Annotated in this window: 20 protein-coding genes and 2 tRNA genes; 14 read left to right on the top strand and 8 right to left on the bottom strand. The window is 63.5% G+C overall.

The genetic code is table 11. The features are described 5' to 3' along the window. Positions 1-5 precede the first annotated feature (5 nt). The 8 genes from IPM20_04820 to IPM20_04785 all read left to right on the top strand — a co-directional run bounded on the left by IPM20_04820 (position 6) and on the right by IPM20_04785 (position 10,634). Positions 6-98: transfer RNA gene (locus IPM20_04820), tRNA-Ser, on the top strand. Positions 99-880: 782 nt separating this feature from the next. Then, entirely contained in the window at positions 881-2,632 is a 1,752-nt protein-coding gene (gene glgP / locus IPM20_04815) for an alpha-glucan family phosphorylase (GenBank protein ID MBK9130952.1), read from the top strand. Between the two features lie 222 nt (positions 2,633-2,854). Continuing rightward, a complete protein-coding gene (locus IPM20_04810; GenBank protein MBK9130951.1) occupies positions 2,855-3,787 on the top strand; it encodes an acetate/propionate family kinase in 933 nt (310 codons plus the stop codon). Between the two features lie 149 nt (positions 3,788-3,936). Further along, positions 3,937-6,321 (top strand): phosphoketolase family protein, encoded by a 2,385-nt coding sequence (locus IPM20_04805; protein MBK9130950.1) that lies wholly within the window; start codon positions 3,937-3,939, stop codon positions 6,319-6,321. Between the two features lie 151 nt (positions 6,322-6,472). Further along, positions 6,473-7,156, top strand: a complete 684-nt coding sequence (locus tag IPM20_04800; GenBank protein ID MBK9130949.1) for a TIGR04211 family SH3 domain-containing protein — start codon at positions 6,473-6,475, stop codon at positions 7,154-7,156. Positions 7,157-7,290: 134 nt separating this feature from the next. Continuing rightward, positions 7,291-7,381 (top strand) — tRNA-Ser (locus IPM20_04795). A 377-nt stretch (positions 7,382-7,758) separates the two neighbouring features. Then, on the top strand, positions 7,759-8,871 hold the full coding sequence (locus IPM20_04790; GenBank protein ID MBK9130948.1) for a mechanosensitive ion channel family protein: 1,113 nt from the start codon (positions 7,759-7,761) through the stop codon (positions 8,869-8,871). A 155-nt stretch (positions 8,872-9,026) separates the two neighbouring features. Then, positions 9,027-10,634, top strand: a complete 1,608-nt coding sequence (locus IPM20_04785; GenBank protein ID MBK9130947.1) for an NAD(P)/FAD-dependent oxidoreductase — start codon at positions 9,027-9,029, stop codon at positions 10,632-10,634. A gap of 23 nt (positions 10,635-10,657) precedes the next feature. Here the strand turns inward: IPM20_04785 and greB are convergent, their stop codons facing one another. Next, positions 10,658-11,206: a transcription elongation factor GreB gene (gene greB, locus IPM20_04780; protein ID MBK9130946.1), complete on the bottom strand. Its 549-nt coding sequence runs from the start codon at positions 11,204-11,206 to the stop codon at positions 10,658-10,660. Positions 11,207-11,214: 8 nt separating this feature from the next. Then, the gene (dauA, locus tag IPM20_04775; GenBank protein ID MBK9130945.1) at positions 11,215-12,933 is read right to left on the bottom strand and encodes a C4-dicarboxylic acid transporter DauA; all 1,719 of its coding nucleotides are present in this window, start codon (positions 12,931-12,933) and stop codon (positions 11,215-11,217) included. 292 nt (positions 12,934-13,225) lie between these two features. Between dauA and IPM20_04770 the strand changes: the two genes are divergently transcribed. Continuing rightward, entirely contained in the window at positions 13,226-15,190 is a 1,965-nt protein-coding gene (locus IPM20_04770) for an amylosucrase (GenBank protein MBK9130944.1), read from the top strand. Positions 15,191-15,512: 322 nt separating this feature from the next. After that, positions 15,513-16,214 (top strand): YebC/PmpR family DNA-binding transcriptional regulator, encoded by a 702-nt coding sequence (locus IPM20_04765; GenBank protein ID MBK9130943.1) that lies wholly within the window; start codon positions 15,513-15,515, stop codon positions 16,212-16,214. Positions 16,215-16,247: 33 nt separating this feature from the next. On the opposite strand, the gene msrB is transcribed toward IPM20_04765, so the two are convergent. The 5 genes from msrB to IPM20_04740 all read right to left on the bottom strand — a co-directional run bounded on the left by msrB (position 16,248) and on the right by IPM20_04740 (position 19,528). Beyond that, positions 16,248-16,694 (bottom strand): peptide-methionine (R)-S-oxide reductase MsrB, encoded by a 447-nt coding sequence (msrB, locus tag IPM20_04760; protein MBK9130942.1) that lies wholly within the window; start codon positions 16,692-16,694, stop codon positions 16,248-16,250. 85 nt (positions 16,695-16,779) lie between these two features. Then, the gene (locus IPM20_04755) at positions 16,780-17,628 is read right to left on the bottom strand and encodes an aldo/keto reductase (protein MBK9130941.1); all 849 of its coding nucleotides are present in this window, start codon (positions 17,626-17,628) and stop codon (positions 16,780-16,782) included. A gap of 117 nt (positions 17,629-17,745) precedes the next feature. After that, entirely contained in the window at positions 17,746-18,348 is a 603-nt protein-coding gene (locus IPM20_04750) for a DUF4202 domain-containing protein (GenBank protein MBK9130940.1), read from the bottom strand. A gap of 39 nt (positions 18,349-18,387) precedes the next feature. After that, on the bottom strand, positions 18,388-18,813 hold the full coding sequence (locus IPM20_04745; GenBank protein MBK9130939.1) for a DUF4399 domain-containing protein: 426 nt from the start codon (positions 18,811-18,813) through the stop codon (positions 18,388-18,390). A 163-nt stretch (positions 18,814-18,976) separates the two neighbouring features. Then, a complete protein-coding gene (locus IPM20_04740) occupies positions 18,977-19,528 on the bottom strand; it encodes an NAD(P)H-dependent oxidoreductase (GenBank protein ID MBK9130938.1) in 552 nt (183 codons plus the stop codon). Between the two features lie 172 nt (positions 19,529-19,700). On the opposite strand from IPM20_04740, the gene IPM20_04735 reads away from it, so the two are divergent. The 3 genes from IPM20_04735 to IPM20_04725 are packed head-to-tail and all read left to right on the top strand — an operon-like array spanning position 19,701 to position 21,915. After that, positions 19,701-19,847 carry a hypothetical protein gene (locus tag IPM20_04735; GenBank protein MBK9130937.1) on the top strand — a complete coding sequence of 49 codons (147 nt, stop codon included), beginning with the start codon at positions 19,701-19,703 and terminating at the stop codon, positions 19,845-19,847. A gap of 40 nt (positions 19,848-19,887) precedes the next feature. Beyond that, positions 19,888-21,330, top strand: a complete 1,443-nt coding sequence (locus tag IPM20_04730; protein MBK9130936.1) for a DHA2 family efflux MFS transporter permease subunit — start codon at positions 19,888-19,890, stop codon at positions 21,328-21,330. Between the two features lie 57 nt (positions 21,331-21,387). After that, on the top strand, positions 21,388-21,915 hold the full coding sequence (locus IPM20_04725) for an SRPBCC family protein (GenBank protein MBK9130935.1): 528 nt from the start codon (positions 21,388-21,390) through the stop codon (positions 21,913-21,915). 116 nt (positions 21,916-22,031) lie between these two features. Here the strand turns inward: IPM20_04725 and IPM20_04720 are convergent, their stop codons facing one another. Then, a complete protein-coding gene (locus tag IPM20_04720; GenBank protein ID MBK9130934.1) occupies positions 22,032-22,973 on the bottom strand; it encodes a LysR family transcriptional regulator in 942 nt (313 codons plus the stop codon). A gap of 133 nt (positions 22,974-23,106) precedes the next feature. On the opposite strand from IPM20_04720, the gene IPM20_04715 reads away from it, so the two are divergent. After that, positions 23,107-23,724: an FMN-dependent NADH-azoreductase gene (locus tag IPM20_04715; GenBank protein ID MBK9130933.1), complete on the top strand. Its 618-nt coding sequence runs from the start codon at positions 23,107-23,109 to the stop codon at positions 23,722-23,724. The last annotated feature ends 30 nt before the right edge of the window (positions 23,725-23,754 follow it).

Genomic DNA, 23,754 nt, shown 5'->3' with positions numbered 1-23,754 from the left:
TCCCCGGAGAGGTACCGAAGTGGCCATACCGGCACCGACTCGAAATCGGTTGGGGGCTTAAACGTCCCACGTGGGTTCGAATCCCACCCTCTCCGCCATTCCCATGCCAGTGGGCCGGTGTTTCGGTCCACTGGCATGGGAATCGACCGGCGGATCGAACCACGGAACGGACTGGGTCGACGACCGAGCACACCGCGGGCGGGAGAACACCACCCCGCCAGCGGCGCCGGGGCGCCCGAACCACCCTCTCCGCCAATATTTCGCTTCGAAGATCATGCCTGGAGCTATATCCCGGGCCGGTGTTCGCGCCCTGTCTGTTTTATATTTCGCCGTCGTTCAAGCTTGACGGGCGGGTTCCGGGTATCCGGGCCATGCCGGGGCCGAGGTGGCCCGGAACAACCCTTGTCTGGACTGGCGACGCATGGACTGTCGGACCGGGACTCTTGTCATCCGGTGCACGCAGCCCTGGATCCGTGCTTAAGCAGATCGAGGTGTGCGGGGATCGTCCCCGGGAAACAGGCCGGGGTCTGCCAGGACGATCTGGGGAGCATTCTATACCAGAATCGTCAAAATTGCGACGCTGGTCACGGATTACTCACCGCGTCAGGGGCTGGCGAATAACTGTCATATTATTGATTTAAATTACATTAAATTTGGTATTGTCGGTCTCGGTAGAGAGCTCCGCACGACGGATCCGAGACCGATTCTGAGACCCTGAGGGCGGATAGTCGGGTCGAAGCTGGAGTGTCCATGGGAGAATTCCGAGGATCCGGCGCCGCTTTCCTATGGGGTGTCAGGGTTGAATCCCTGGTGCGGTCGAATTTATGGGCCGAAGGGATTAGAGTTGGTGGAGCCATACGCATCATAAGGAAGTTGTTGCATGTCATCGACCGTCGTGCCGCTCGTGGAATCGGGCGCGGAAAGTGAATGGAAGCCTCTGCTGGACGGATTCGTCCATGAGCACCGCATCGCCTATTTCTCCATGGAGATCGCCCTCCAGGACGAGATCCCGACCTACGCCGGAGGACTTGGAGTGCTGGCGGGAGATACGCTCCGCTCCGCGGTCGATCTCGGACTGCCGCTGGTTGCGGTAAGCCTGGTCAGCCGGGCCGGCTACTTCCGCCAGGGCATCGATGCCGAGGGGAGGCAGAGCGAGGCGCCCGACCCCTGGTCGCCCGAGAGTCGGGCCCATCCGCTGGGGGCGAAGATCGCCCTCGAAATCGAGGGGCGCAATGTCTGGGTCAGGGCCTGGCTGTACTTGCTCAAAGGACAGCTCAAGGCGGCCCAGCCCGTGGTCCTGCTCGATACCGACCTGGAGGAAAACCATTCCGAGGACCGCCTTCTCACCCATTACCTGTACGGAGGGGACGAGGCCTACCGCCTGAAACAGGAGATCGTGCTGGGCATTGGCGGGGTGCGCATGCTGCAGGCGCTGGGTTTCAATATCCGCGAATACCACATGAACGAAGGGCATTCCGCGCTGCTGGCCGTCGAGTTGCTCAAGGTATTCGCCTACCGGCGCGAGGAAGTGCGCACGGGAGAGTCGCCGTACGATATACCGCGGGTGCGTGAGGTGTGCAATTTCACCACGCACACTCCGGTGTCCGCAGGGCAGGACCAGTTTCCCTACGCGCTCGTTAACCGGATTATGGACGGCACCGCCGATATCGGCATGATGCGGCGTCTCGCGGGCGACGAGAGCCTCAATATGACGCGTCTGGCGCTCAATTTGAGCGAGTACGTTAACGGCGTGGCGAAACGTCATGCCGAGCTGTCGAACCGCCTGTTTCCCGGCTATACGGTGCACGCCGTTACCAACGGCGTGCATCCCTTTACCTGGACCTGTCCGGAATTTGCCCGCCTGTACAATCAATACGTGCCGGGCTGGTGTCATGAGCCGGAACTGCTCGTGCGTGCCGACATGGCCATCGGCGACGACGAGATCTGGCGTGCCCACGAAGGGGCGAAGCAGCGCCTGATCGAGCAGGTCCGTGTCCTCGGGGCGACGGCTCTCGACCCCGCGCTCCCGCTTATCGGTTTCGCCCGTCGCATGACCGCTTACAAGCGGCCGGATCTCCTGTTCAGTTCGCTGGAACAGCTGCGTGCGCTGGCCCGGAGGCACCCGTTCCAGCTCGTGATCGCCGGCAAGGCGCATCCCCGCGATGACGGCGGCAAGGCGCTGATCGAACAGATACACCGGCATATGCGCGAGCTCGCCGATGTCATCACGATCGCGTTTCTGCCGAATTACGACATGGGAAAGGCCCGGCTGATGGTCGCCGGCGTGGATGTGTGGCTCAATACGCCGCTGCGCCCGCTGGAGGCCTCCGGTACCAGCGGGATGAAGGCGGCGTTCAATGGCGTTCCGCACCTGAGCGTGCTCGACGGCTGGTGGATCGAGGGGTGCATCGAAGGAGTGACCGGGTGGGCCATCGGAAATGCCGAGGAGTCGCAGAACGGAGACGATGCGCAATCCCTCTACACCAAGCTCGGCGATGTGGTGCTGCCACAGTATTACAATGATCGCGCCGCCTGGATCCGGATCATGAAGGGCGCCATCTGCAAGAACGCATCCTTCTTCAACAGTCATCGGATGATGCGACGCTACGTCTCCGAGGCCTATATCCGCTGAGGCGATGCCGGATTCGCATGCGAAGGGACGCGCACCCATGAGGCTGCTGACCGTCAATGCGGGCAGTTCCTCGCTGCGCCTCGCCCTGTACGAACGACGAGGTGCCGAGCTGGCCTGCCTGCGACAGGCTCATTACGAAGGCGCTACTCCCGAAGATTCCGCCCCGCTGGGGGAACTGCTGGCAGGATTCCGGGCGCCATCGACGCGGTCGCGCACCGGGTCGTGCACGGCGGCCGGCGCAGCCGTCCCTGCCGTATCGATGCCACCATCGAACGCGAGATCCGGGAATACGCGGTGCTCGCGCCGCTGCACAACCCGGCCGCGCTGGGCTGGATCGCGCGCTGTGGCCGCCATTTCGGCACGGCGATGACGCAGATCGCCGTGTTCGATACCGCGTTCTATGCCCACCTTCCCCCGCAGGCCGCCGAGTATGCGCTGCCGCATGAATTGTGTCGTGAGCACGGTCTGCGGCGCTACGGTTTTCACGGCAGCGCCCATGCCGCGATGTGGCGCCGCTGGCGCCTGCTGCGACCGGACCTGGCATCCGGCGGGCGGGTCATTTCGCTGCAACTCGGCGCGGGCTGTTCGGTGACCGCAACCGCGCAGGGTCGGGCGATCGATACCTCCATGGGATTCACGCCCAACGAAGGGTTGATGATGGCGACGCGCTGCGGCGACGTCGATCCGGGTTTGCTGATCCATCTCCAGCGCCATGTCGGCCTCGACGTCGCGTACCTGGAAGATCTGATCACACGCCGGAGCGGACTGCGGGGCGTGTCCGGCCTGAGCGACGACATGCGCGAGCTGCTGGGTTCCGACGAACCCCGCGCCAGGCTCGCCATCGAAATGTTCTGCTATCGCGCGCGCAAATACGTCGGGGCCTATCTGGCCGCGCTTGGCGGCGCGGACGCCATCGTGTTCGGCGGCGGTATCGGCGAGCACGCTCCCGAGATTCGCGCGCGTATCCTCGACGGTCTCGATGAACTGGGGATCCGGCTGGACCCGGTCCGCAACCAGTCGGCCCGTGGCGCCGACCACCGCATCAGCGCGGATGCCAGCCGCATCGAAGCGCATGTCATGGCGGTCGATGAGGGGCGGGTGCTGGCGGAGGAGGCGGAAAATCTATTGAACACAGGACTAAGGACTGAGGACTAAGGACTAAGTGAAGATCAAAAGCTTGTCTTGTTCTGGATGGGTGAAGTGGCTGAATCAGGAGCCATCTTTTTGAAGGAATGTTTTGTATTTTACTTAGTCCTTAGTCCTTAGTCCTTAGCACTTAGTCCTGATTTATAGGAGCAGATACCATGGATACCACGCACCCTGTTCAGACCGGGCCATTGTCCGCCAAGGAAGTGCGCACGATCGATGCCTGGTGGCGGGCGGCGAATTACCTGTCCGTGGGGCAGATCTTTCTGTTGGACAATCCGCTGCTGCGGGAACCGCTCAGGATCGAGCACGTCAAGCCGCGACTGCTGGGGCACTGGGGAACCACGCCGGGACTCAATTTCATCTACGCCCACATGAACCGCGCGATCCGCGCGCGGGATCTCAACGCGATATTCATCGCCGGGCCCGGTCATGGCGGGCCGGCGCTGGTCGCCAGCACCTATCTGGAGGGCAGCTACAGCGAGTTTTATCCCAATGTCACGCGCGATGCCGAAGGCATCAAGCGCCTGTTCCGCCAGTTTTCCTTCCCGGGCGGCATCGGCAGCCATGTCACCGCCGAGACGCCGGGATCGATCCACGAGGGCGGGGAACTCGGCTATGCCTTGTCGCACGCGTACGGCGCCGTCTTCGACAATCCGGACCTGCTTGCCTGCTGCGTGGTCGGCGACGGGGAGGCGGAGACCGGGCCGCTGGCCACGGCCTGGCACTCCAACAAGTTTCTCAACCCGGCGCGGGATGGCGCGGTGCTGCCCATATTGCACCTCAACGGCTACAAGATCGCCAATCCGACCGTGCTGGCGCGCATCAGCCGTGAAGAACTCGAGAGCCTGTTCGTCGGTTATGGCTACCGTCCGTGGTTCGTCGAAGGATCCGATCCGGCGCTCATGCACCAGCAGATGGCCACGGCCTTCGACCAGATGTTCGACGAGATCCGGCGCATCCAGCGCGAGGCGCGCGAGCACGGTGTGATCGAACGGCCGCGCTGGCCGATGCTGGTGCTGCGTACCCCCAAGGGCTGGACCGGGCCGAAGGAGGTGGACGGGCGCAAGGTCGAGGGCTACTGGCGCTCGCACCAGGTGCCGTTCGCCGATCTCGCCGAGAAGCCCGGGCATCTCGCGGTGCTGGAGCAGTGGATGAAGAGCTATCGTCCGGAAGAGCTGTTCGACGCCGGCGGCGCGCCGCTGGCGGAGATCGCCGCGCTGGCACCGCGGGGCGAACGGCGCATGGGGGCCAATCCGCATGCCAACGGTGGCCTGCTGCTGAAGGGGCTGAGACTGCCGGATTATCGCGACTATGCGGTGAAGATACCGGCACCCGGCGCCGTGACGGCCGAAGCGACCCGGGTTATGGGCGCCTTGCTGCGCGATGTCGAACGGCTCAACGCGGCGGCGCGCAATTTCCGCGTTTTCGGCCCGGACGAAACCGCGTCCAACCGGCTCAGCGCCCTGTTCGAAGTCACCGATCGGGCCTGGATGGCCGAGCGGCTTCCCGAGGACGACCATCTCGCGCCGGACGGGCGCGTGATGGAGATTCTCTCCGAGCATACCTGCCAGGGCTGGCTCGAAGGGTATCTGCTCACCGGACGCCATGGCCTGTTCTCCTGCTACGAGGCCTTCATCCACATCGTGGACTCGATGTTCAATCAGCATGCCAAGTGGCTGAAGGTGAGCAAGGAGATTCCGTGGCGGCGGCCGGTTGCCTCGCTCAATTACCTGCTTACCTCGCATGTCTGGCGCCAGGACCACAATGGCTTTTCGCACCAGGATCCGGGTTTCATCGATCACGTCGTCAACAAGAAGGCGGACATCATCCGCGTCTATCTGCCGCCCGACGCCAATACGCTGCTGTGCGTGACCGACCTCTGTCTGCGCAGCCGAGATTTTGTCAATGTCATCGTCGCCGGCAAGCAGCCGCAACAGCAGTGGCTCGATATCGATGCCGCGGTGAAGCACTGCGCCGAGGGCATCGGCATCTGGGAGTGGGCGAGCAGTGACCGGGACGGCGAGCCCGAGGTAGTGATGGCCTGCGCCGGTGACATTCCCACGCTGGAGACGCTGGCCGCGGTCGATCTGCTGCGCCAGCATCTGCCGGATCTGCGTGTGCGCGTGATCAACGTCGTCGACCTGATGACCCTGCAACCGCCGTCGGAACATCCCCATGGCCTGTCCGATGCCGATTTCGACGCCCTCTTTACCGTCGACAAGCCGATCATCTTCGCCTATCACGGTTATCCCTGGCTGATTCACCGTCTCACCTACCGCCGCACCAATCACCGCAATCTCCATGTGCGCGGCTACAAGGAGGAGGGCACCACGACCACGCCCTTCGACATGGTCGTACGCAACGATCTCGACCGCTTTCATCTGGTCAATGACGTCATCGACCGCGTGCCGAGGCTGGGCTCGCACGCCGCCTATCTCAAGCAGTTCCTGCGCGACAAACACATCGAACACCGCGAATACATCCGCCGTCACGGGCAGGACATGCCCGAGATTCGCGATTGGCGCTGGCCAAGCCGGTGATTTGCTGGTAAAAAGCCGATATCGGGGTGGGTTTTGGGGGCGGTCGAGAAGGAAAAACCGGCCGGGTGCGGTATTGGCCCGAATCTCGCATTGTCCTGTGGAAGGCATGCGAGCTATGTCCTAACCATACGCACAGGGAAACAGTGAAGCCATGACCAGATTCCTTATCATGATGCTCTGCGGCGTGTTCATCAGTCTTCCCCTGATGGCCCAGGAATCGTCGGAGCAGCAGGAAAATGTAAGATACGTCAGTGACATGCTTTATATTGACGTGCGCTCCGCGCCATCGCCCCAGGCCGGGAAGATCGAGGTGATCACCAGCGGGACACGCGTCCAGGTGCTGGAGGAGCGGCCGGACGATTTTGTCCGGGTGCGCCTGGATTCCGGCACCGAGGGCTGGGTCCTGGGCCGATTCCTGACCAATGAGCCGATCGCACGGACCCGGGTCGAGTCCGCCCAGTCCAAGCTGGACGGCCTGCAGACCGAACGCTCACGCCTCTACGCCGAACTCAATAAATACAAGGAAGAGCGCAACACGTACAAGACGGACCTGGAGAAGCTGCAGGCCGAGCACGAGGCCCAGGTGACGGAACTGGCGGATCTGAGGACCACCAGCAGCTCGGCGATAGACATCAGCAATCAGAACCGCCGTCTCCAGGCGGATCTGGAACAGGAAACCCAGCAGCGCGCCGAGGCCGAGGCCCGGGCCGCGGGTGCAACGACAAAGCTGTTTCTGGTCGGAGCGATCTGTGCCGCGGTCGGTGCGGCGCTGGGATTTTTCATCGGCAGCGCCCCGGCCCGTGCCGAAAAGAAGTGGCGCCGCATGCCGGTCTGATGCTCCTCGGTACCCGCCGGGAGGCCAAGGTCCCGGCAGTAATGGGTTTTTTCCGGTTCAGATTGTCTTGAGTTTGCCTATGTTGTAATCTTTCGCATCCCGCGGCTCCAGGCCCGCGCGGTGTTGCATTCCCCGGAGAGGTGTCCGAGCGGTCGAAGGAGCACGCCTGGAAAGTGTGTGTACGCCAAAAGCGTACCGAGGGTTCGAATCCCTCCCTCTCCGCCAATCCCTAAACCAGTAGACCGGTTTTTTCGGTCTACTGGTTTAGGGATCGATGGGTAGATTCGAACCCTCGGCGTCAAATAGACCGGGTTCGACGACCAGTGCGCGCGCAGCGTGCGCTGGGAGAACACCGTCGCACTAGCGGCGGTGGCCCGAAGGGCGAGGCCCGTTGTCAGGGCCGAGTAATCCCTCCCTCTGCGCCGCGTACATTCACACCATTAGTATCGATCGTGTGGACTGCCCACGTCGTGTGGGCACCCGATGTTCCGATGTGCTCGTCGTCTGCGTGAAATTTCTCGAATGGTATCCATTCCGGCGCGTCTTCGCGGATAATGAAAGTCCATTTCATTCGGCGCGCTATCAGTTCATTTTGAGGAATCATGGAAGCAGAAATTGAACGCTTCGACCCCGCCTTTCTGACCGAACCCTGGTTGATCCAGGTCCTGGTGGTAATTGCGGTGGCTATCACCGTCAATATCGGCTCATATTACCTGTTGCGTCATCTCGGCAGGATCTCCACCAGGAGTTCCACCTACTGGGACGATGCGTTCTTTCGTGCCCTCGGGGCCCCGCTCTCCCTGCTGATATGGAGCGTCGGCATCGCTGTGGCCGCCGGTATCATGCAGGCGCATTTCGAGGCGCCAATCCTGCGCCTGGTGGAGCCGGCGCGCAACATCGCGGTGATAGCGGCCCTGGCCTGGTTCCTGCTTCGCTTCATCGGCAATGCATCGCGGGACGTCGTCGCCGCGCGGGAGAGGACTGGCGAGGAGGTGGATCGCACCACCGTGGATGCCCTGTCTAAACTCGGGCGCATCTCGGTCATCATCGTTGCGGCGCTGATCATCCTGCAGACGCTGGGCTTCAGTATCGCCGGTCTGCTCACCTTCGGCGGTATCGGCGGCATCGCCGTGGGCTTCGCCGCCAAGGACATGCTGGCCAACTTCTTCGGTGGCCTGACGATCTATATGGACCGGCCCTTCGTGGTCGGCGAGTGGATACGCTCGCCGGACAAGGAGATCGAGGGCACGGTCGAATACATCGGCTGGCGGCATACCCGTGTACGCGCGTTCAACAAGAACCCGATATACGTCCCCAACGCCCTGTTCACCACTGTCGTGGTGGAAAATCCCACCCGCATGACCAATCGCCGGATCAAGGAAACCGTCGGCATCCGGTATGATGACATCGCGCAGATGGATGCCATCGTTGCGGACATTCAGGCCATGTTGAGGAACCATCCCGAGATCGACACCACCCAGACCCTGATCGTCAATTTCAACGCGTTCGGGCCTTCCTCGCTGGATATCCTGATCTACACCTTCACGAAGACGAAGGAATGGGTGCGCTACCACGAGATCAAGCAGGACGTGCTGCTCAAGGTGGCTGAGATCATCGCCCGTCACGGCGCGGAGATCGCCTTTCCGACACGCACACTGCACCTCGACACCAAGACCGTGGCGGCGGACGAGTCCGAGGGCAGCGGGAGAGTCTGACCGTTCACCAAGGGGCGCCCGGGAGGAGCGGGGCGCATTCATGTTATCAATCGTCTCGCTGGAGTAGACACAACCCTTGAGCGGATCACTGACGATCTAGCCTTCGAATGAGCTACACTACCGCCTGGCTCGATAACTACGGCCCGGTACCCAGTATGTTGCGTATCACCGAAATAAAACTTCCACTCGACCATCCCGCCGCCGCGCTAACTGTCGCGATAGTAAAACGGCTCGGGGTGGCCGATCATGAACTGATCCGCTATTCCGTGTTTCGCCGCGCCGTGGATGCGCGCCAGCCGGCCATCGCGTTCATCTATACGGTGGATGCGGAGGTCGGCGACGAGCCAGCGGTCCTCCAGCGCCTGAAGGACGATCGGCGCATCAGCCGCGCGCCCGACATCGGTTATCGTTTCGTCGCGCACGCGCCGGCGGGCTCCGCCCGGCGGCCGGTCGTGATCGGCACCGGTCCCTGCGGGTTGTTCGCCGGTCTGCTGCTGGCGCAGATGGGCTTCCGCCCGATCATCTTCGATCGCGGCAAGAGTGTGCGCGAGCGTACGCAGGACACCTGGGGCCTGTGGCGCAAGGCGGTGCTCGATCCGGAATCCAACGTCCAGTTCGGAGAGGGCGGCGCCGGGACGTTTTCCGACGGCAAGCTCTACAGCCAGGTCAAGGACCCGCGCCACCTCGGACGCAAGGTGCTCGAGGAGTTCGTCAAGGCCGGTGCGCCGCCTGAAATCCTCTACGTGGCCAAACCGCACATCGGCACGTTCCGGCTGGTGGGCATCGTCGAGGCCCTGCGCGAGACCATCCAGGCGCTGGGCGGGGAGATCCGTTTCCAGTGCAAGGTCGATAAGGTGGAGATCGAGCAGGGGCAGGTACGCGGCGTGGTGCTCGCCGACGGGGAACGCATCGCCGCCGATCACGTCGTGCTGGCGGTCGGGCACAGCGCGCGCGATACCTTCCAGATGCTGTACGACCGCGGCGTGCACATCGAGGCCAAGCCATTCTCCATCGGTTTCCGCATCGAACATCCGCAGTCGCTCATCGACCGCGCGCGCTACGGCAGGAACGCCGGCAATCCGCTGCTCGGCGCTGCCGACTACAAGCTGGTCCATCACTGCGGGAACGGCCGCTCGGTCTACAGTTTCTGCATGTGTCCCGGCGGCACCGTGGTGGCTGCCACCTCGGAGCCGGGACGCGTCGTCACCAACGGCATGAGCCAGTATTCGCGCAACGAGCGCAACGCCAACAGCGGGATCGTCGTCGGCATCACGCCCGCCGACTATCCCGGGCATCCGCTCGCCGGCATCGCCTTCCAGCGTCAGTGGGAGTCGCGCGCCTACGAGGCGGGCGGCGGCAATTACTGCGCGCCCGCGCAGCGCGTCGGTGATTTCCTGGCGGGACGACCCTCGACCGGTCTGGGTTCGGTCGCGCCGTCGTACACACCGTGTGTCCGCATGACCAGCCTCGACACCTGCCTGCCCGATTATGCCATCGAGGCGATACGGGAGGCGCTGCCCGCGTTCGGGAAACAGATCCGGGGATTCGCGATGGAGGATGCCGTACTGACCGGCGTCGAGACGCGCACGTCGTCGCCCATCCGCATTCTGCGCGACGCCGACTACCAGAGCGTGAACACCCGCGGTCTGTATCCGGCCGGGGAGGGCGCGGGTTACGCGGGCGGCATCCTGTCCGCCGCCATCGATGGCATTGAAGTGGCCGAGGCCGTTGCCCTGTCGATGACAAGGACGCGGGAAGGGTAAACGCCCCCGAAACCGATGGGCCGTCAATCCGGTCCGTAACTGACCGCGACGATTTCGAGGGTCTCCGCGCCGGACGGGGTGTGCAGCCTGACCGTGTCGCCGGCGCGCGCCTTCAGCAGCGCCTTGGCGACCGGGGATTGCCAGTTGATCTTGCCCTGTTCCAGGTCCGCCTCGTCGATGCCGACCAGCGTGACCGTGTGTTCGCTGCCGTCGTCGCGCGCGTAGGTGACGGTGGCGCCGAAGAATACCTGCTCCAGTCCCCGCTGCAGCTTCGGATCCACGACCTCGGCGCTTTCGAGCCGCTTGGTCAGGTAGCGCGCGCGGCGGTCGATCTCGCGCAGGCGCTTCTTGTTGTAGGTGTAGTCGCCGTTCTCCGAGCGGTCACCGTTCCCGGCCGCCCACGAGACGATCGCGACGATGCGCGGGCGTTCCTCGCGCAGCAGCCAGCGCAGCTCTTCCTGCAGAGCTGCGTAGCCGCCCGGCGTCATGTAATTCCTGACGTGGGCGGGAAGCGGGTCCGGTGTGTCCAGTTCCTCGTCCGTGTCCGTCTCTTTGGTGAAGGCCTTGCTCATGGACGGGTTCACTTCGGCCTGAGCTCGACGGCGCGCCGACAGGCCGTGGTGATGTCCGGGCAGAACAGCAGTTCGTTCTCGCGCGGCGCGATGCCGGCGTGGATCAGCTTCTGTTCCAGGCGCGGTGACAGACTGCTGAGCAGCACCAGTATGCCCTGCCGGTGCAGCCGGCCCAGCAGGGTCTCGAGCGCGACCAGGCCGGTCATGTCGATCATCGGTACATCCTTCATATCGAGAACGATCGCGCGGATGTTGCTGCGCACCCGCAGCAGCACGCTCACCGCCTTTTCCGCCGCCCCGAAGAAGAGCGGACCGTTGATGTCGTAGACGGCGACGTGTGATGGCAGGTTCGCGTGCTGGTGTTGGGGGCCATCGCTGATCAGTTCCGCCCCGGTCAGTTCCGACATGCGGCGGATGAACAGCAGCGCGGCCAGCACCACGCCCACCCCCACGGCGATCACCATGTCGAATACCACTGTCAGCGTGAAGCAGACCAGAAGCACCAGTACGTCGCTGCGCGGAGCCACGCGGACGATGTGACCGAAGTGCTTGGCTTCGCCGATGTTCCAGGCCACCATCATGAGGAAGCCGGCCAGGGCGGCCATCGGCACGTAGGACAGCCAGCGGGAGAAAAACAGGATGACCAGCAGGATCACCAGCGCGTGGACGACCGCGGCCACCGGAGATTGGGCGCCGGTACGTATGCTGGTCGCGGTGCGGGCGATGGCGGCCGTGGCCGTGATGCCGCCGAAGAACGGCGTGACGAGATTGCCGATCCCCTGGCCGACCAGTTCCGCGTTCGGGTTATGCCGGGTGGCGGTCAGACCGTCCGCCACGACGGCGCACAGCAATGACTCGATGGCGCCCAGCAGGGCGATCGCGAAAGCGGGGCCGATCAGTTCCTGAAACAGGCGGAACGAAAGATGCAGCGGTTCGCCGTCCGCACCGGTCATCTGCCACGGCAGGCTGAATCCGGGCAGCGTCGGCGGGATCCCGTGGCCGTGCACACCGTCGATCACGTATTCAAAGCGTGAGCCGATGGTCGCCACCGAGAAGCCATCCAGCCACTGCCCGCACAGCCAGGCGGTCGCTGTGCTCAGCACCAGTGCGACCAGATGTCCCGGCACCGGAAGTTTCAGCCTCGGCCACAGAATCAGCACGGCCATCGTCATCGCGGCGATCAGCGCATCCGGCCAGTGCGCGGTCGGCAGGGCCGAGATGATGGCGCTGACCATCTCGATGAAGTGACCTTCGGGCGCGGGCATATCCAGGCCGAGAAAGTCGCGTACCTGGAGCGCGGCGATGACGACGGCGATGCCCGCGGTGAACCCCGTCGTGACCGGATACGGGATATAGCGGATCAGTTGGCCCATGCGGGCCAGGCCCATGACGACGAGTATCATGCCCGCCATCGCCGTGGCCAGCAGCAGACCACCGAGCCCGAACTGCTGCGTTACCGGCAACAGGATCACCACGAAGGCCGCGGTGGGTCCAGAGATATTGAACCGTGACCCGCCGGTCAGGGCGATGAGAGTACCGGCGATCATCGCCGTATACAGGCCGTACTGGGGGGCGACGCCGCTGGCGATCGCCAGGGCCATTGCCAGCGGTATCGCGATGATGCCCACGGTCAATCCCGCGAGCACGTCCCGCCGGAACGCAGGCAGGCCGTAGCCCGAACGCCAGGATTCCCGGACGGCGGAGGCGATCAGCGCGGCCTGATACACGCGCTCATCGCCGGTTCTCCCCGTGCGCAGCTTCAATCTTCATGTGTTGCAACGCCGGCGGACACGGGAGATGAAAGAGTTGTCGATAACATCGGGGGGATGGTGAAACTCTGCGTTCTCTGTCGCTGTAGTGATCCAAGGATTTTCAGCGCAGGATTATACACGACGAGCGTTCATTGTTGGATACCGTTGGGTGTGAAGCGATTCGTGAGATTGATGATACACATGGGCAAATGTATTACCATAATCCCTTCAGGCGACATCGAAAGAAAGGCGCGGCTGTAATGTGGCGATGAATCAGCACGGATCCCGGGATTCCTCATGGCTGGGCAGGGAAGGCGCGGCCACGCTGCGGCGGCTGTTGCCGCGACTGGAAGCGCGTTACAGGGACAGGGTGGAGCCGGCGGAATGGGACGTCTACCTTGCTCGCCTGAAGCGCTATTTCCCGCGCCTGTTTCAGCGCCTGCACGGCCTGTATGGCGCGGACTACGATTTCTTCTATTACCTTGAGAACATCCTGTTTTCCGCCACCGGGATGTGGCTGGAGCGTTCCCCCGAGCTGAAGGCGCTCGATGCGATGCGGGAGGCGGATCCCCAGTGGTATCAGTCACACCGCATGGTCGGTGCCATGTGCTATGTGGATTTGTTCGCCGACGACCTGTCGGGGTTGCGCCGGCATATTCCGTACTTGTCCGAGATGGGTATCACCTACCTGCACCTGATGCCCGTGTTTCAGGTGCCGGACGGAGACAACGACGGCGGGTACGCCATCAGCGATTATCGCCGGGTCAGGCCCGCCCTCGGCACCATGGAGCAATTGGCGGATCTGGCCGCGGACCTGCGCAATCACGGCATCTCCCTGGTGCTCGACTTCGTTTTCAATCATACGTCCGACGAGCACGAATGGGCGCGCAAGGCGAAGTCCGGAGACGAGGAATATCAGGAATTTTATCGCATGTTCCCGGATCGCGGCGTTCCGGATACCTACGAGCGCAGCATGCTCGAGGTGTTTCCGGACGATCATCCCGGGGCGTTCACCTACCACAACCTGATGAAGAAATGGGTGTGGACGACGTTCAACAATTACCAATGGGATCTCAACTACGAGAACCCCGCCGTGTTCAATCACATGGTGGAGGAGATGCTGTTCCTGGCCAACCAGGGCGTCGAGATCCTGCGGCTCGACGCGGTGGCGTTTCTGTGGAAGCGCCCGGGCACGGATTGCCAGAATCTGCCTGAGGCGCACTGGATCATCCAGGCCTTCAATGCACTCGCCAGCATCGCGGCGCCGGCCATGGTCTTCAAGTCCGAGGCGATCGTACACCCCGACGAGGTCATCAAGTACATAGGAACAGAAGAATGCCCGTTGTCGTACAACCCGCAGCTGATGGCCCTGCTGTGGGATGCGCTGGCGACGCGCGATGTGCGATTGCTGGATCATGCCATGCGGCGCCGCTTCGCTGTGCCCCCGGGCTGCGCCTGGGTCAATTATGTAAGGTGTCACGACGATATCGGCTGGGCCTTTTCCGACGACGATGTCGGGGCGGTCGGATTCGGCGCCCGGGAGCACCGCCAGTTCCTGAGCCGGTTCTACACCGGGCGGTTCGACGGCAGCTTCGCGCGCGGCGCGCCGTTCCAGGAGAATCCGCTGACCGGCGACGCCCGTGTGTCCGGCACCTGCGCCTCGCTGGCGGGCCTCGAACGGGCGCTGCAGGAAGACGAACCGGAGCGCATCGATCTGGCCATCCGCCGCATCCTGCTGCTGCACGGCATCGTCATGACTATCGGCGGCATACCGCTGCTCTACCTCGGCGACGAGGTCGGCACGCTCAATGATTACAGCTATGACGAGGATCCCGCCAAGGCGGGGGACTCGCGCTGGCTGCACCGTTCGCGTTTTGACTGGGCCCAGGCGGAGGAGCGCCACGATCCGGAAACGGTTGCGGGACGGATATACAAGGGTATGCTGCGCTTGATCCAGCTCAGGCAGCAGAACCTGGCGTTCACCCGCGCCGACACCGAATTCACCGACACCGGAAACCGGCATGTGTTCGGGTATTTCCGCAACCATGACCAGTACAGCGTGCTGGTGCTGGCGAACTTCAGCGAACGCGAGCAGCGGCTGGAGGCGCGCCGCCTGCGCCACATGGGCATGCGCAAGATACTGGTCGATCTGTATGCCGGCAGGACCGTCGCGGCCACGCAAGAATTGATTCTGGAGCCCTACCAATTGATGGTGCTGAGCCGGGCGGGATAATTTTCTGCTGTCGGGTCCTGCCGGTCTCGATGAGACGATAGGCGTCAGGCCGTCCGAAGTGCAGACCTTCTTCGGCCGGTGACTCATCATGAGCCGAGGGTTGGCGGAATGGCAGGGTGGTAATGCGCCATTCCCGATGATGAATGCAACCGTCATCCTGGTCTGTAGGCGGGTGATCCCGGCTCGATCTGTGCGGACGACAATTGCGCCGGAAACCGGGATCCCTGTAATATTGCCGGCTTACAATTCATTGTCGAAGTGACATCTTCGGAATCGGCCTCGGTTTCTGACCAGTGGCCGGGGGCCGCATCGGGAGGTTGAAATGGGTGCACAGTGGAAAGCAAAGGGCAAAGAGGCCGCGGCGAATGCAAAGGGGCGGATCTTCACCCGGCTCGCGCGGGAAATCATGGTGGCCGCGCGCTCGGGCGCCGATCCCGATATGAATCCACGTCTGCGGCTCGCCGTCGATCAGGCCAAGAAGGCCTCGATGCCGAAAGACACGCTCGAGCGCGCCATCAAGAAGGGCGCCGGCCTGCTCGATACCGGGGTGAGTTTCGAGAAGCTGACCTATGAAGGCTTCGCGCCGCACCGCGTTCCGGTGATCGTCGAATGCCTGACGGACAACGCCAACCGCACCGCTTCCAATATCCGCGTTCTGTTCCGCAAGGGACAGCTTGGCTCATCGGGCTCGGTGTCCTGGGATTTCGATTACCTCGGGATGATCGAGGCGACGCCGGATGCCCCGGACGCCGACCCGGAGACCGCCGCCATCGAGTCCGGGGCGCAGGATCTGGAGCCGGGTGAGGATGGCGCGACCCTGTTCTACACCGAACCCACCGACATGGATGCAGTCTCGCGCGCCCTGCCCGGGCAGGGCTTCACGGTGCAGTCCGCCCATCTCGGCTACCGGGCCAAGAACCCAGTGGCGGTGGGAGACGCCGAACGCGCGGAGGTCGAGGCCTTTCTCGAGGCCATCGACGCCGACGACGATGTGCAGCGTGTTTTCGCGGGGCTTGCCGATTAAGGCCGCCAGCGCCGGGATATTGCCCCGGCTGCGTCAATCTTCCAGTTTTCTGAGCGCCAGCGCATTCATGCAGTAGCGCAGGCCGCCGGGTGGCGGGCCGTCCGGGAAGACATGGCCCAGATGGGCGCCGCAGGTGTTGCAGGTAGTCTCGATACGCCGCATGCCGTACGAGCTGTCGTTATGATAGGCGATGGCATTCTCCCGGATGGGCTGGGTGAAGGACGGCCAGCCGGTGCCGGAGTCGAACTTTTCCCGAGCATCGAACAGCAACTCGCCGCAGCAGACGCAGGTATAGCGGCCGGGCTCGAACAACGCGCACATCTCCGAGCTGAAGGCGCGTTCGGTACCCTTCTCGCGCGTGACATGATATTCCTCCGGACTGAGCTGCGTGCGCCATTCGGCGTCGGTCTTGTTCACCCGTCGCTCCGGATCGGGATTGCCCTGGCCGGCGAATCGGATCACATCGTTCCAGTTCAGCATGTCGTGCCTCCGGTGTTGCGGCCGGGCCGGCGGCTGCGCCGGCATGGCCTGGTATCATGATCAGGACGGGTGGCAGCCAGCCCGCTTATTCCAAAGTCGTCGCGATCGATGCGCGTTCTTCCTCGCTGAGGCTGAAGGCGAATATCGCCAGATCCTCGCGCATGTGTTGCTCCGCGGTGGTTCCGGTCAGCGGGGCGACGCCATCCTGCGTCAACCAGCGGAACAGGATCTGCGCGGGCGTGACCCGGTGTTTCCGGGCCGACGCCTTGAGTACGGGATGCGCGAGCAAATGCGGGTTTGCCGTGAGCGTCCAGAAACTCTGATAGACGATGTCGTGATCACGGCAGAAGGCGCGTATCTCGCGGTCGTAGCGGGTCTCGGCATAGAAGCGGTTCTGCACCACCGCGGGCCGGACCCGCGCCGAGCGCCACAGTCCCTCCAGATAGGCGGGATCGTAACAGTTGCTGATGCCGATCTGGCGTGCACCACCGGTCTCGACGATCGTTTCCAGCGCCCCCCAGACTTCGCTCAATTGCCGGGCGCCGGGCATCGGGGAGTGTAGCAGCAGGCAGTCGAGATATGTCGTTTGCAGGTTCCGCAACGAGGATTGGAAGGACTGTGCGACCTGATCCGCGAGCGGGGCGGACGGATCGTAGGGAATCTGTTGCGGATCCTGGCCACCGATTGGCGTGAATTTCGTCTGCAGATACAGGTCGGCGCGCGCGAGTCCGCCCTCGAGAGCGACCCGAAGGCCGGCGCCGACGTCGGCCTCGTGGTAGTGCCTGGGTTGTCCCGCGGTGTCGAAGCCGCGGAAGCCGCATTGCAGGGCCAGGCTCACCAGCTCCTGTGTCCTGTCCTTCTTCCAGGCCGTTCCATAGAGAATGCGGGGAACGCGCACGCTCTGGTGGGAGGTGAAGTATTGATTCTCGCTCATGCGATGAACCCCCTACAGGAAGGATGGAGTCCCGGGCGCGTTGTATGCGGTAGGTGGTGCAGGGCGGCGGATCACAGCACATCTATATCCACGCTGTGCGGCTTGTCTCCGGGTCCGCTATGCGATGGCGCGCTGGATCAGCGGCACGAGCGGCTCGGGCAGACGGATCCCGCCCGACAGGGCAAAGTCCCGCGCCCCGACGGACATCTTCTCCCAGGTCTTGCGGATGATGCCGTGCCATTTCATCTCGTCATACTCAGGGTGCCTGGCGGCGAAATCGAGCATGTAGTGTTCGATGAAAACGAGTGCGGTGACATCTTCCAACAGCTGGGTGTCCGCGTTTTTCTTGAGCGCGCGCTTTCCGACAGCCTTGCGGACGCGCTCGATGGTGCCGGATTCGCAACCGGCCTGTGCCAGTAGTTCGGCCGCGGTATCGGCATGGAAACGGTAGAGATCCTTGCGCCACTGCAGATAGCCTTCGCGATCCATCGGGTAGGCGTCGCGCGGCGAGGTCCAGCGCCGGATGTGCTGCGCGCGTACCGCCAGCCTGATGGCGTCATCCGATTGTGGGCAGAATCGCTGCAGCATATCGGACATGCGATGAGAATAGAGCAGTTCCTTCGGCCAATCCTTTCCCTCGGCGGATTCGTGATTCGGATCCGCGCCGTTGGCGGCATCGATAAGCGCAAGGGCCTTGTCGACGGCGGTCTGCTGCGGCATGGTGTTCCCGGAGGATTTCGGGTGCGTCATGGTGCAGGATCACTGCACGGTGATCGTGATCTTTTTCGAGACCAGGGGCGGTTCATGCGGCATATGGGCGTCGTCTCCCATCAGGAGCTGGAACGTATGTGTGCCGGGCTTGAGTTCTATTCGGGTCTCGGTCTGGCCACCGCCGAAGTGGATATGGCGGTCGTCCTTGGGGATTGGCTGATCGAGCGGCGGCAGATCCGAATCGATGACCAGATGATGGTGTCCCGTGTTCTCCCTGGCCACGCCGGCCGGCGCGACCCCGACCCCGCGGGCGCCGAAGCGTACCGTGACGGGACTGGTCACCGTTGCTCCGTCCTCGGGTGAGATGATGTAAACCTCCGCCCCGGCGGGCGCGGGTGTGGCCCCCCAGGCCAGTGTGCCGATCAGGGATAGGGATCCGACAGCGAGAAGGGCAATCACGACGCGGGATTTCATGGGCATGCTCCTTGTGAGGGTACGCGGGTGAGTCCGGAGCCGGACCGAATACTGTCCTGCTGCAGGCCCGATATCCTCGCACAAGAGCGCTCGATTTCCAACCACGCGGGGCAGCCGTCCGGCGCTTTGGGCGTCCCTGCGCCGCGACAGGGTACGCCTTCACTCACGATCGAACGAAGGCGACGAATTCCTGCATGAACTTCCTCAATTGCTCCCGCATCTTGTCGTCGATCATGTCGCCCGTCTCGTTGAATACGCCGGCGGCGTGCGATACCAGCAGACGCGCGCCGTACCAGGGGCGCATGCCCAGGGTGCGTATCACGGGGAGCCAGGCATTCTGGGAGAGGATGGTCCCGAAGCCCCCCGGAGAGGCCCCGATGATTGCGACCGGGCGGCCATTGAACACCCGGGGGATGTCGGACGAGGGCCGGGAAAGCCAGTCGATCGCGTTCTTGAATACGCCGGGTATCGAATGGTTGTACTCGGGCGTGACCAGCAGCAGCCCGTCACCGGCGACGACGCGCTCCTTCAGTGCGGCGACCGGTGCGGGAATGCCCTCCGTGGCTTCGATATCACCGTCATAGAGCGGAATGCCCTTGATGCTCGCGATGTCCAGGCGGGATTCCGCAGGCATCAGCCGTGCCGCGGCGCGCAGCAGCGCCGCGTTGTAGGAGCCGGCACGCAGACTGCCGGAGATGCCTGTGATCGTGGTCATATCGTTTCCCTCCGGATCGACCGGCAAGTCAGGATGCCGGTTCGCCTATAATCCTGCCGGAGCTTGACATCGTCAACCCGGTCGCCTCGGTGGTGGTCGAGCCTGAAGGCGTCGGCGCGATGCTTGACAGTCCTGCGGAGCAGTTATAGTTTACTTTTGCCCGGACAGCGGTGTGTTCCGTGAGTTCGTCGTACCCGAACGCGTGGTGTTCGATGCGCCGGAAGAGCGCGATCCGGTGGTCGGGCAGTACAACGCCATCGGGGGCGATCTGCAGACGCCGGACCGGTTCGCCGATCATCTGGCGCGGATGCCTACCTGACGTGCTCCGCATCGACGAAAAAAATCCCGTACACATCCCCATGACCGATATTCTCGACAACAGAAAACGCTGGTGGGCGCTCGTCGTGCTCTGCCTCGGGGACCTGATGATCGTGCTGGACATGACGATCGTCAACGTCGCGCTGCCGTCGATCCGGGAGCACCTCGCCTTTTCCGAGACCACGCTGGTCTGGGTCGTCAATGCCTATCTGCTCACCTTCGGCGGTTTCCTGCTGCTGGGTGGACGGCTGGGTGATCTGTTCGGCTATCGCCGGCTGTTTCTGGGCGGCATCGTCTTTTTCACGCTGGCCTCGCTTGCCTGCGGGCTTGCCGGCTCACAGCAGATGCTGATTGCCGCCCGCGCGATCCAGGGACTGGGTGGTGCCGTGGTCTCGGCGGTCGCGCTGTCCCTGATCATCAGCCTGTTCACGGAACCGGATGCGCGCGCGAAGGCGATGGGTGTCTTCGGCTTCGTCATGGCCGGGGGCGGCAGTATCGGGGTGCTGCTGGGCGGGATACTCACGGACGCCTTCGACTGGCACTGGATCTTCCTGGTCAACATTCCCGTCGGTCTGCTGGTGTTCGTATTGTGCCTGCTGCTGATACCGGCGGATCGCGCGACGGCCGCCGGCGCACGTCTCGACATAGCCGGTGCGGTGACGGTGACCGCCGCGCTGATGCTGGCGGTCTATGCCGTCGTGAACGGTAATGAGGCCGGTTGGCTTTCCGTTCGCACGCTCGGCATGTTTGCCGTCGCGGCCCTGCTGCTGTCCCTGTTTCTGTGGATCGAGGCCAGGGTGCAGTCGCCACTGATGCCGCTCGGCTTGTTCCGGTTACGCAACGTCGCCACCGCGAACCTGGTGGGCGTGCTGTGGGCGGCGGCCATGTTCGCCTGGTTCTTCGTTTCCGCGCTGTACATGCAGCTGGTGCTTGGTTACAGCCCACTGCAGGTCGGGTTGGCGTTCCTGCCGGCAAACCTGATCATGGCGGCGTTTTCGCTCGGGCTGTCCGCGAAGATGGTGCTGCGCTTCGGCATCCGCCTCCCGCTCGCGGCTGGCCTGCTGGTGGCCACTTTCGGTCTGGTGCTGTTCGCCTTTGCACCGGTCGGCGGCGAGTTCCTGATCCACGTGCTGCCCGGCATGCTGTTGCTGGGCCTCGGCGCCGGCATGGCGTTCAACCCGATGCTGTTCGCCGCCATGAACGACGTGCCGCCGGATGAAGCAGGGCTTGCCTCCGGTGTGGTCAATACCGCTTTCATGATGGGAGGCGCGCTCGGTCTCGCGGTGCTGGTCAGCCTGTCCGCCGCCCGCACGGAAAATCTGCTCGCGACGGGTAGGGATGCACTGACCGCGCTCAACGGAGGCTACCAGCTTGCCTTCGCCGTCGGTGCGGTCTTCGCGGCCATGGCGGCCGTTATCGGCCTGATACTGCTGCGCGCCGGGGTGAAGGGGGCTGCGCGGGAGGCGGCGATCGAGACGGTGTGAGCGTTTAATGCGCGGGGTTGCCACTGCAAGTTGTCCGATTAGAGGAGGGAGGTCGCCATGCTCAAAAAAATCGCCCTTGCCATAGGTGTTCTTATCGTCATCATCCTGGTCTACGCCGCGACCAGGCCCGACAGCTTCCGCGTCGAACGCAGCGCGGTGATCGGGGCGCCGCCGGAGGAGATTTTCACGCACCTCGAGGATCTGCACCAATGGGCGGCCTGGTCGCCCTGGGAGAGAAAAGATCCCGCCATGAAGCGAACGCACAGCGGCGCGGCGCGCGGTACGGGCGCGGTATACGCCTGGGACGGTAACGACGATGTGGGCCAGGGGAGCATGGAGATCATCGAGACCGTCCCGCCGTCCCGGCTGGTCATCCGGCTCGATTTCATAAAGCCCTTCGAGGCGCATAACATCGTGGAATTCGCGCTACGGCCGGAGGGAGGGTCGACGAACGTCGTCTGGTCCATCCACGGTCCCAGCCCCTATGTGTCGAAACTCATGGGCCTGTTCTTCGACATGGATGCACTGATCGGCAAGGACTTCGAGGACGGTCTCGCCAGACTGAAGACGCTTGCCGAAGCTTGAACGGAAGGGATTCCTGATGCCATCCCAGGGGAGAAAATAAATCTGTCCCTATTTTTGAGCCGTGTCGAAGGGCGGCAAGCCATGCGCCGGCAGCAGCAACGTGGCATGGCGGGAACTCACTGATCGCACAGCTCCGCCAGGCGCTCCGCCGCGTGGTCGATGAACGTGCGCACGGCGGGGAGGAGTCCGCGCCGGGAGATGTAGACGATGTGCAGGCTGTCGCCGGGCGGATGCCAATCCGGCAACACGATCTCCAGTCGTCCGGCTTCGATATCCTGCTGGCAGAGTTCGTCCGGGATCGCACCGATCCCGAGCCCGTCCAGGACGGCCTGCCGGAGCACCAGCCAGTCGGTCGAGTCGAGGCGGGGTCGGTACGGGACGACGGCGGTTTCCCCCGCCGCGTTGGTGAGATTCCAGGCATACCCTGTGTCATGGCGGCTTTTCGCCACGCTGGCGAATCGCGCCAGGTCGCCGGGTTGTCCCGGCCGGCCGTGTCGATCGAGAAAGGCGGGCTGCGCGACCAGGTAGGTACGGCTCTGGCCCAGGGTCCGCGCGACGAGGCTCGAGTCCTCCAGCGGCTGGATCCGGAAACGGATCGCCACGTCGATCCCTTCGTCGATCAGGTTCACCATGCGGTCCGTGGCCAGCAGCGAAAGCTGCACCTCGGGATAACGCTGCATGAATTCCGTGATGATCGGTCCGAGTTCGGATTGCGCCGTCAGCGCCGGACAGGTCACGCGCACGCGCCCGCGCGGCACGGCCTGTACCTGCTCCACCACCTCGGCGGCAGCCTCCGCCTCGCTGACGATCGTGCGGCAGTGCTGGTAATACTGTTCACCGATGGGTGTCAGTGCCAGCTTGCGCGTGGTGCGGTGCAGCAGGCGTATGCCGAGGCGCTCCTCCAGGTCGGCGATGCGCCGGCTGATGCGGGAAGTGGTGAGTCCCGCCACCCGGCTGGCCGCGGTGAAACTGCCGAGTTCGACCACCTGGGCGAACAGGTAGAGGTCGTTCAGGTCCGGCAGGGTGGACCGGTCCGTGATCTGCTGATTGTTGCTCATAGCATGAAAGTCATTGATGAAAACGCTATCTAATCATTAATTGATATTATCCGTAACATTAATCCTCAAGAAAGCGGTTGTAAAGGGCAGGGTGGCCGGTCCGCCGCAATCTACCTGAATGAGGAGAACAGTCATGAAGCTGCTGCACATCGATTCCAGCATACTGGGCGACAATTCGGTCACGCGCGAACTCGGCCGGGAAGTGGTCGAACAATGGCGGCAGCGCCACCCCGGCATCGAGATCATGTATCGGGATCTGGCCGTAGAGGCGCCCGGCCATCTGACCGCCGATTCGCTCGTCGCGCGGCAGGTGCCGCCGGAACGGCTCAGCCCGGCGCAGCGCGCGGAGGCGGAACTCGGCGAACGACTGCTGGCGGAATTTCTCGCCGCGGATGTGATCGTGCTCGGCACGCCCATGTACAATTTTTCCATTCCCACCCAGCTCAAGGCCTGGCTCGATCGGGTGCTGGTCGCGGGACGCACGTTCAGGTATACGGAGAACGGACCGGTGGGCCTGGCCGGTGGCAAGCAGGTTGTGATTGTATCCTCGCGCGGCGGCGTCTATTCGGAAGGCCCGGCGCAGGCGATGGATCACCAGGAATCGTACCTGAAGGCGGCGCTCGGTCTCGCCGGCATCACCGACGTGAGCGTCATCCGCGCCGAGGCGGTGAATATGGGCGCCGCGCGCCGCGCGCAGTCGATCGCCGCGGCCCTGGATCAGGTGCGTGGCCTATCGAAGAAGGCCGCCTGATATGCATGAGCAAGAGGGGACGGATTTCAC

The organism is Gammaproteobacteria bacterium (genome assembly GCA_016716465.1).
Lineage (GTDB): Bacteria > Pseudomonadota > Gammaproteobacteria > SZUA-140 > SZUA-140 > JADJWH01.
Note: the sequence above shows the minus strand (reverse complement) of the source record. Positions and strands in the feature narration are given on the sequence as shown.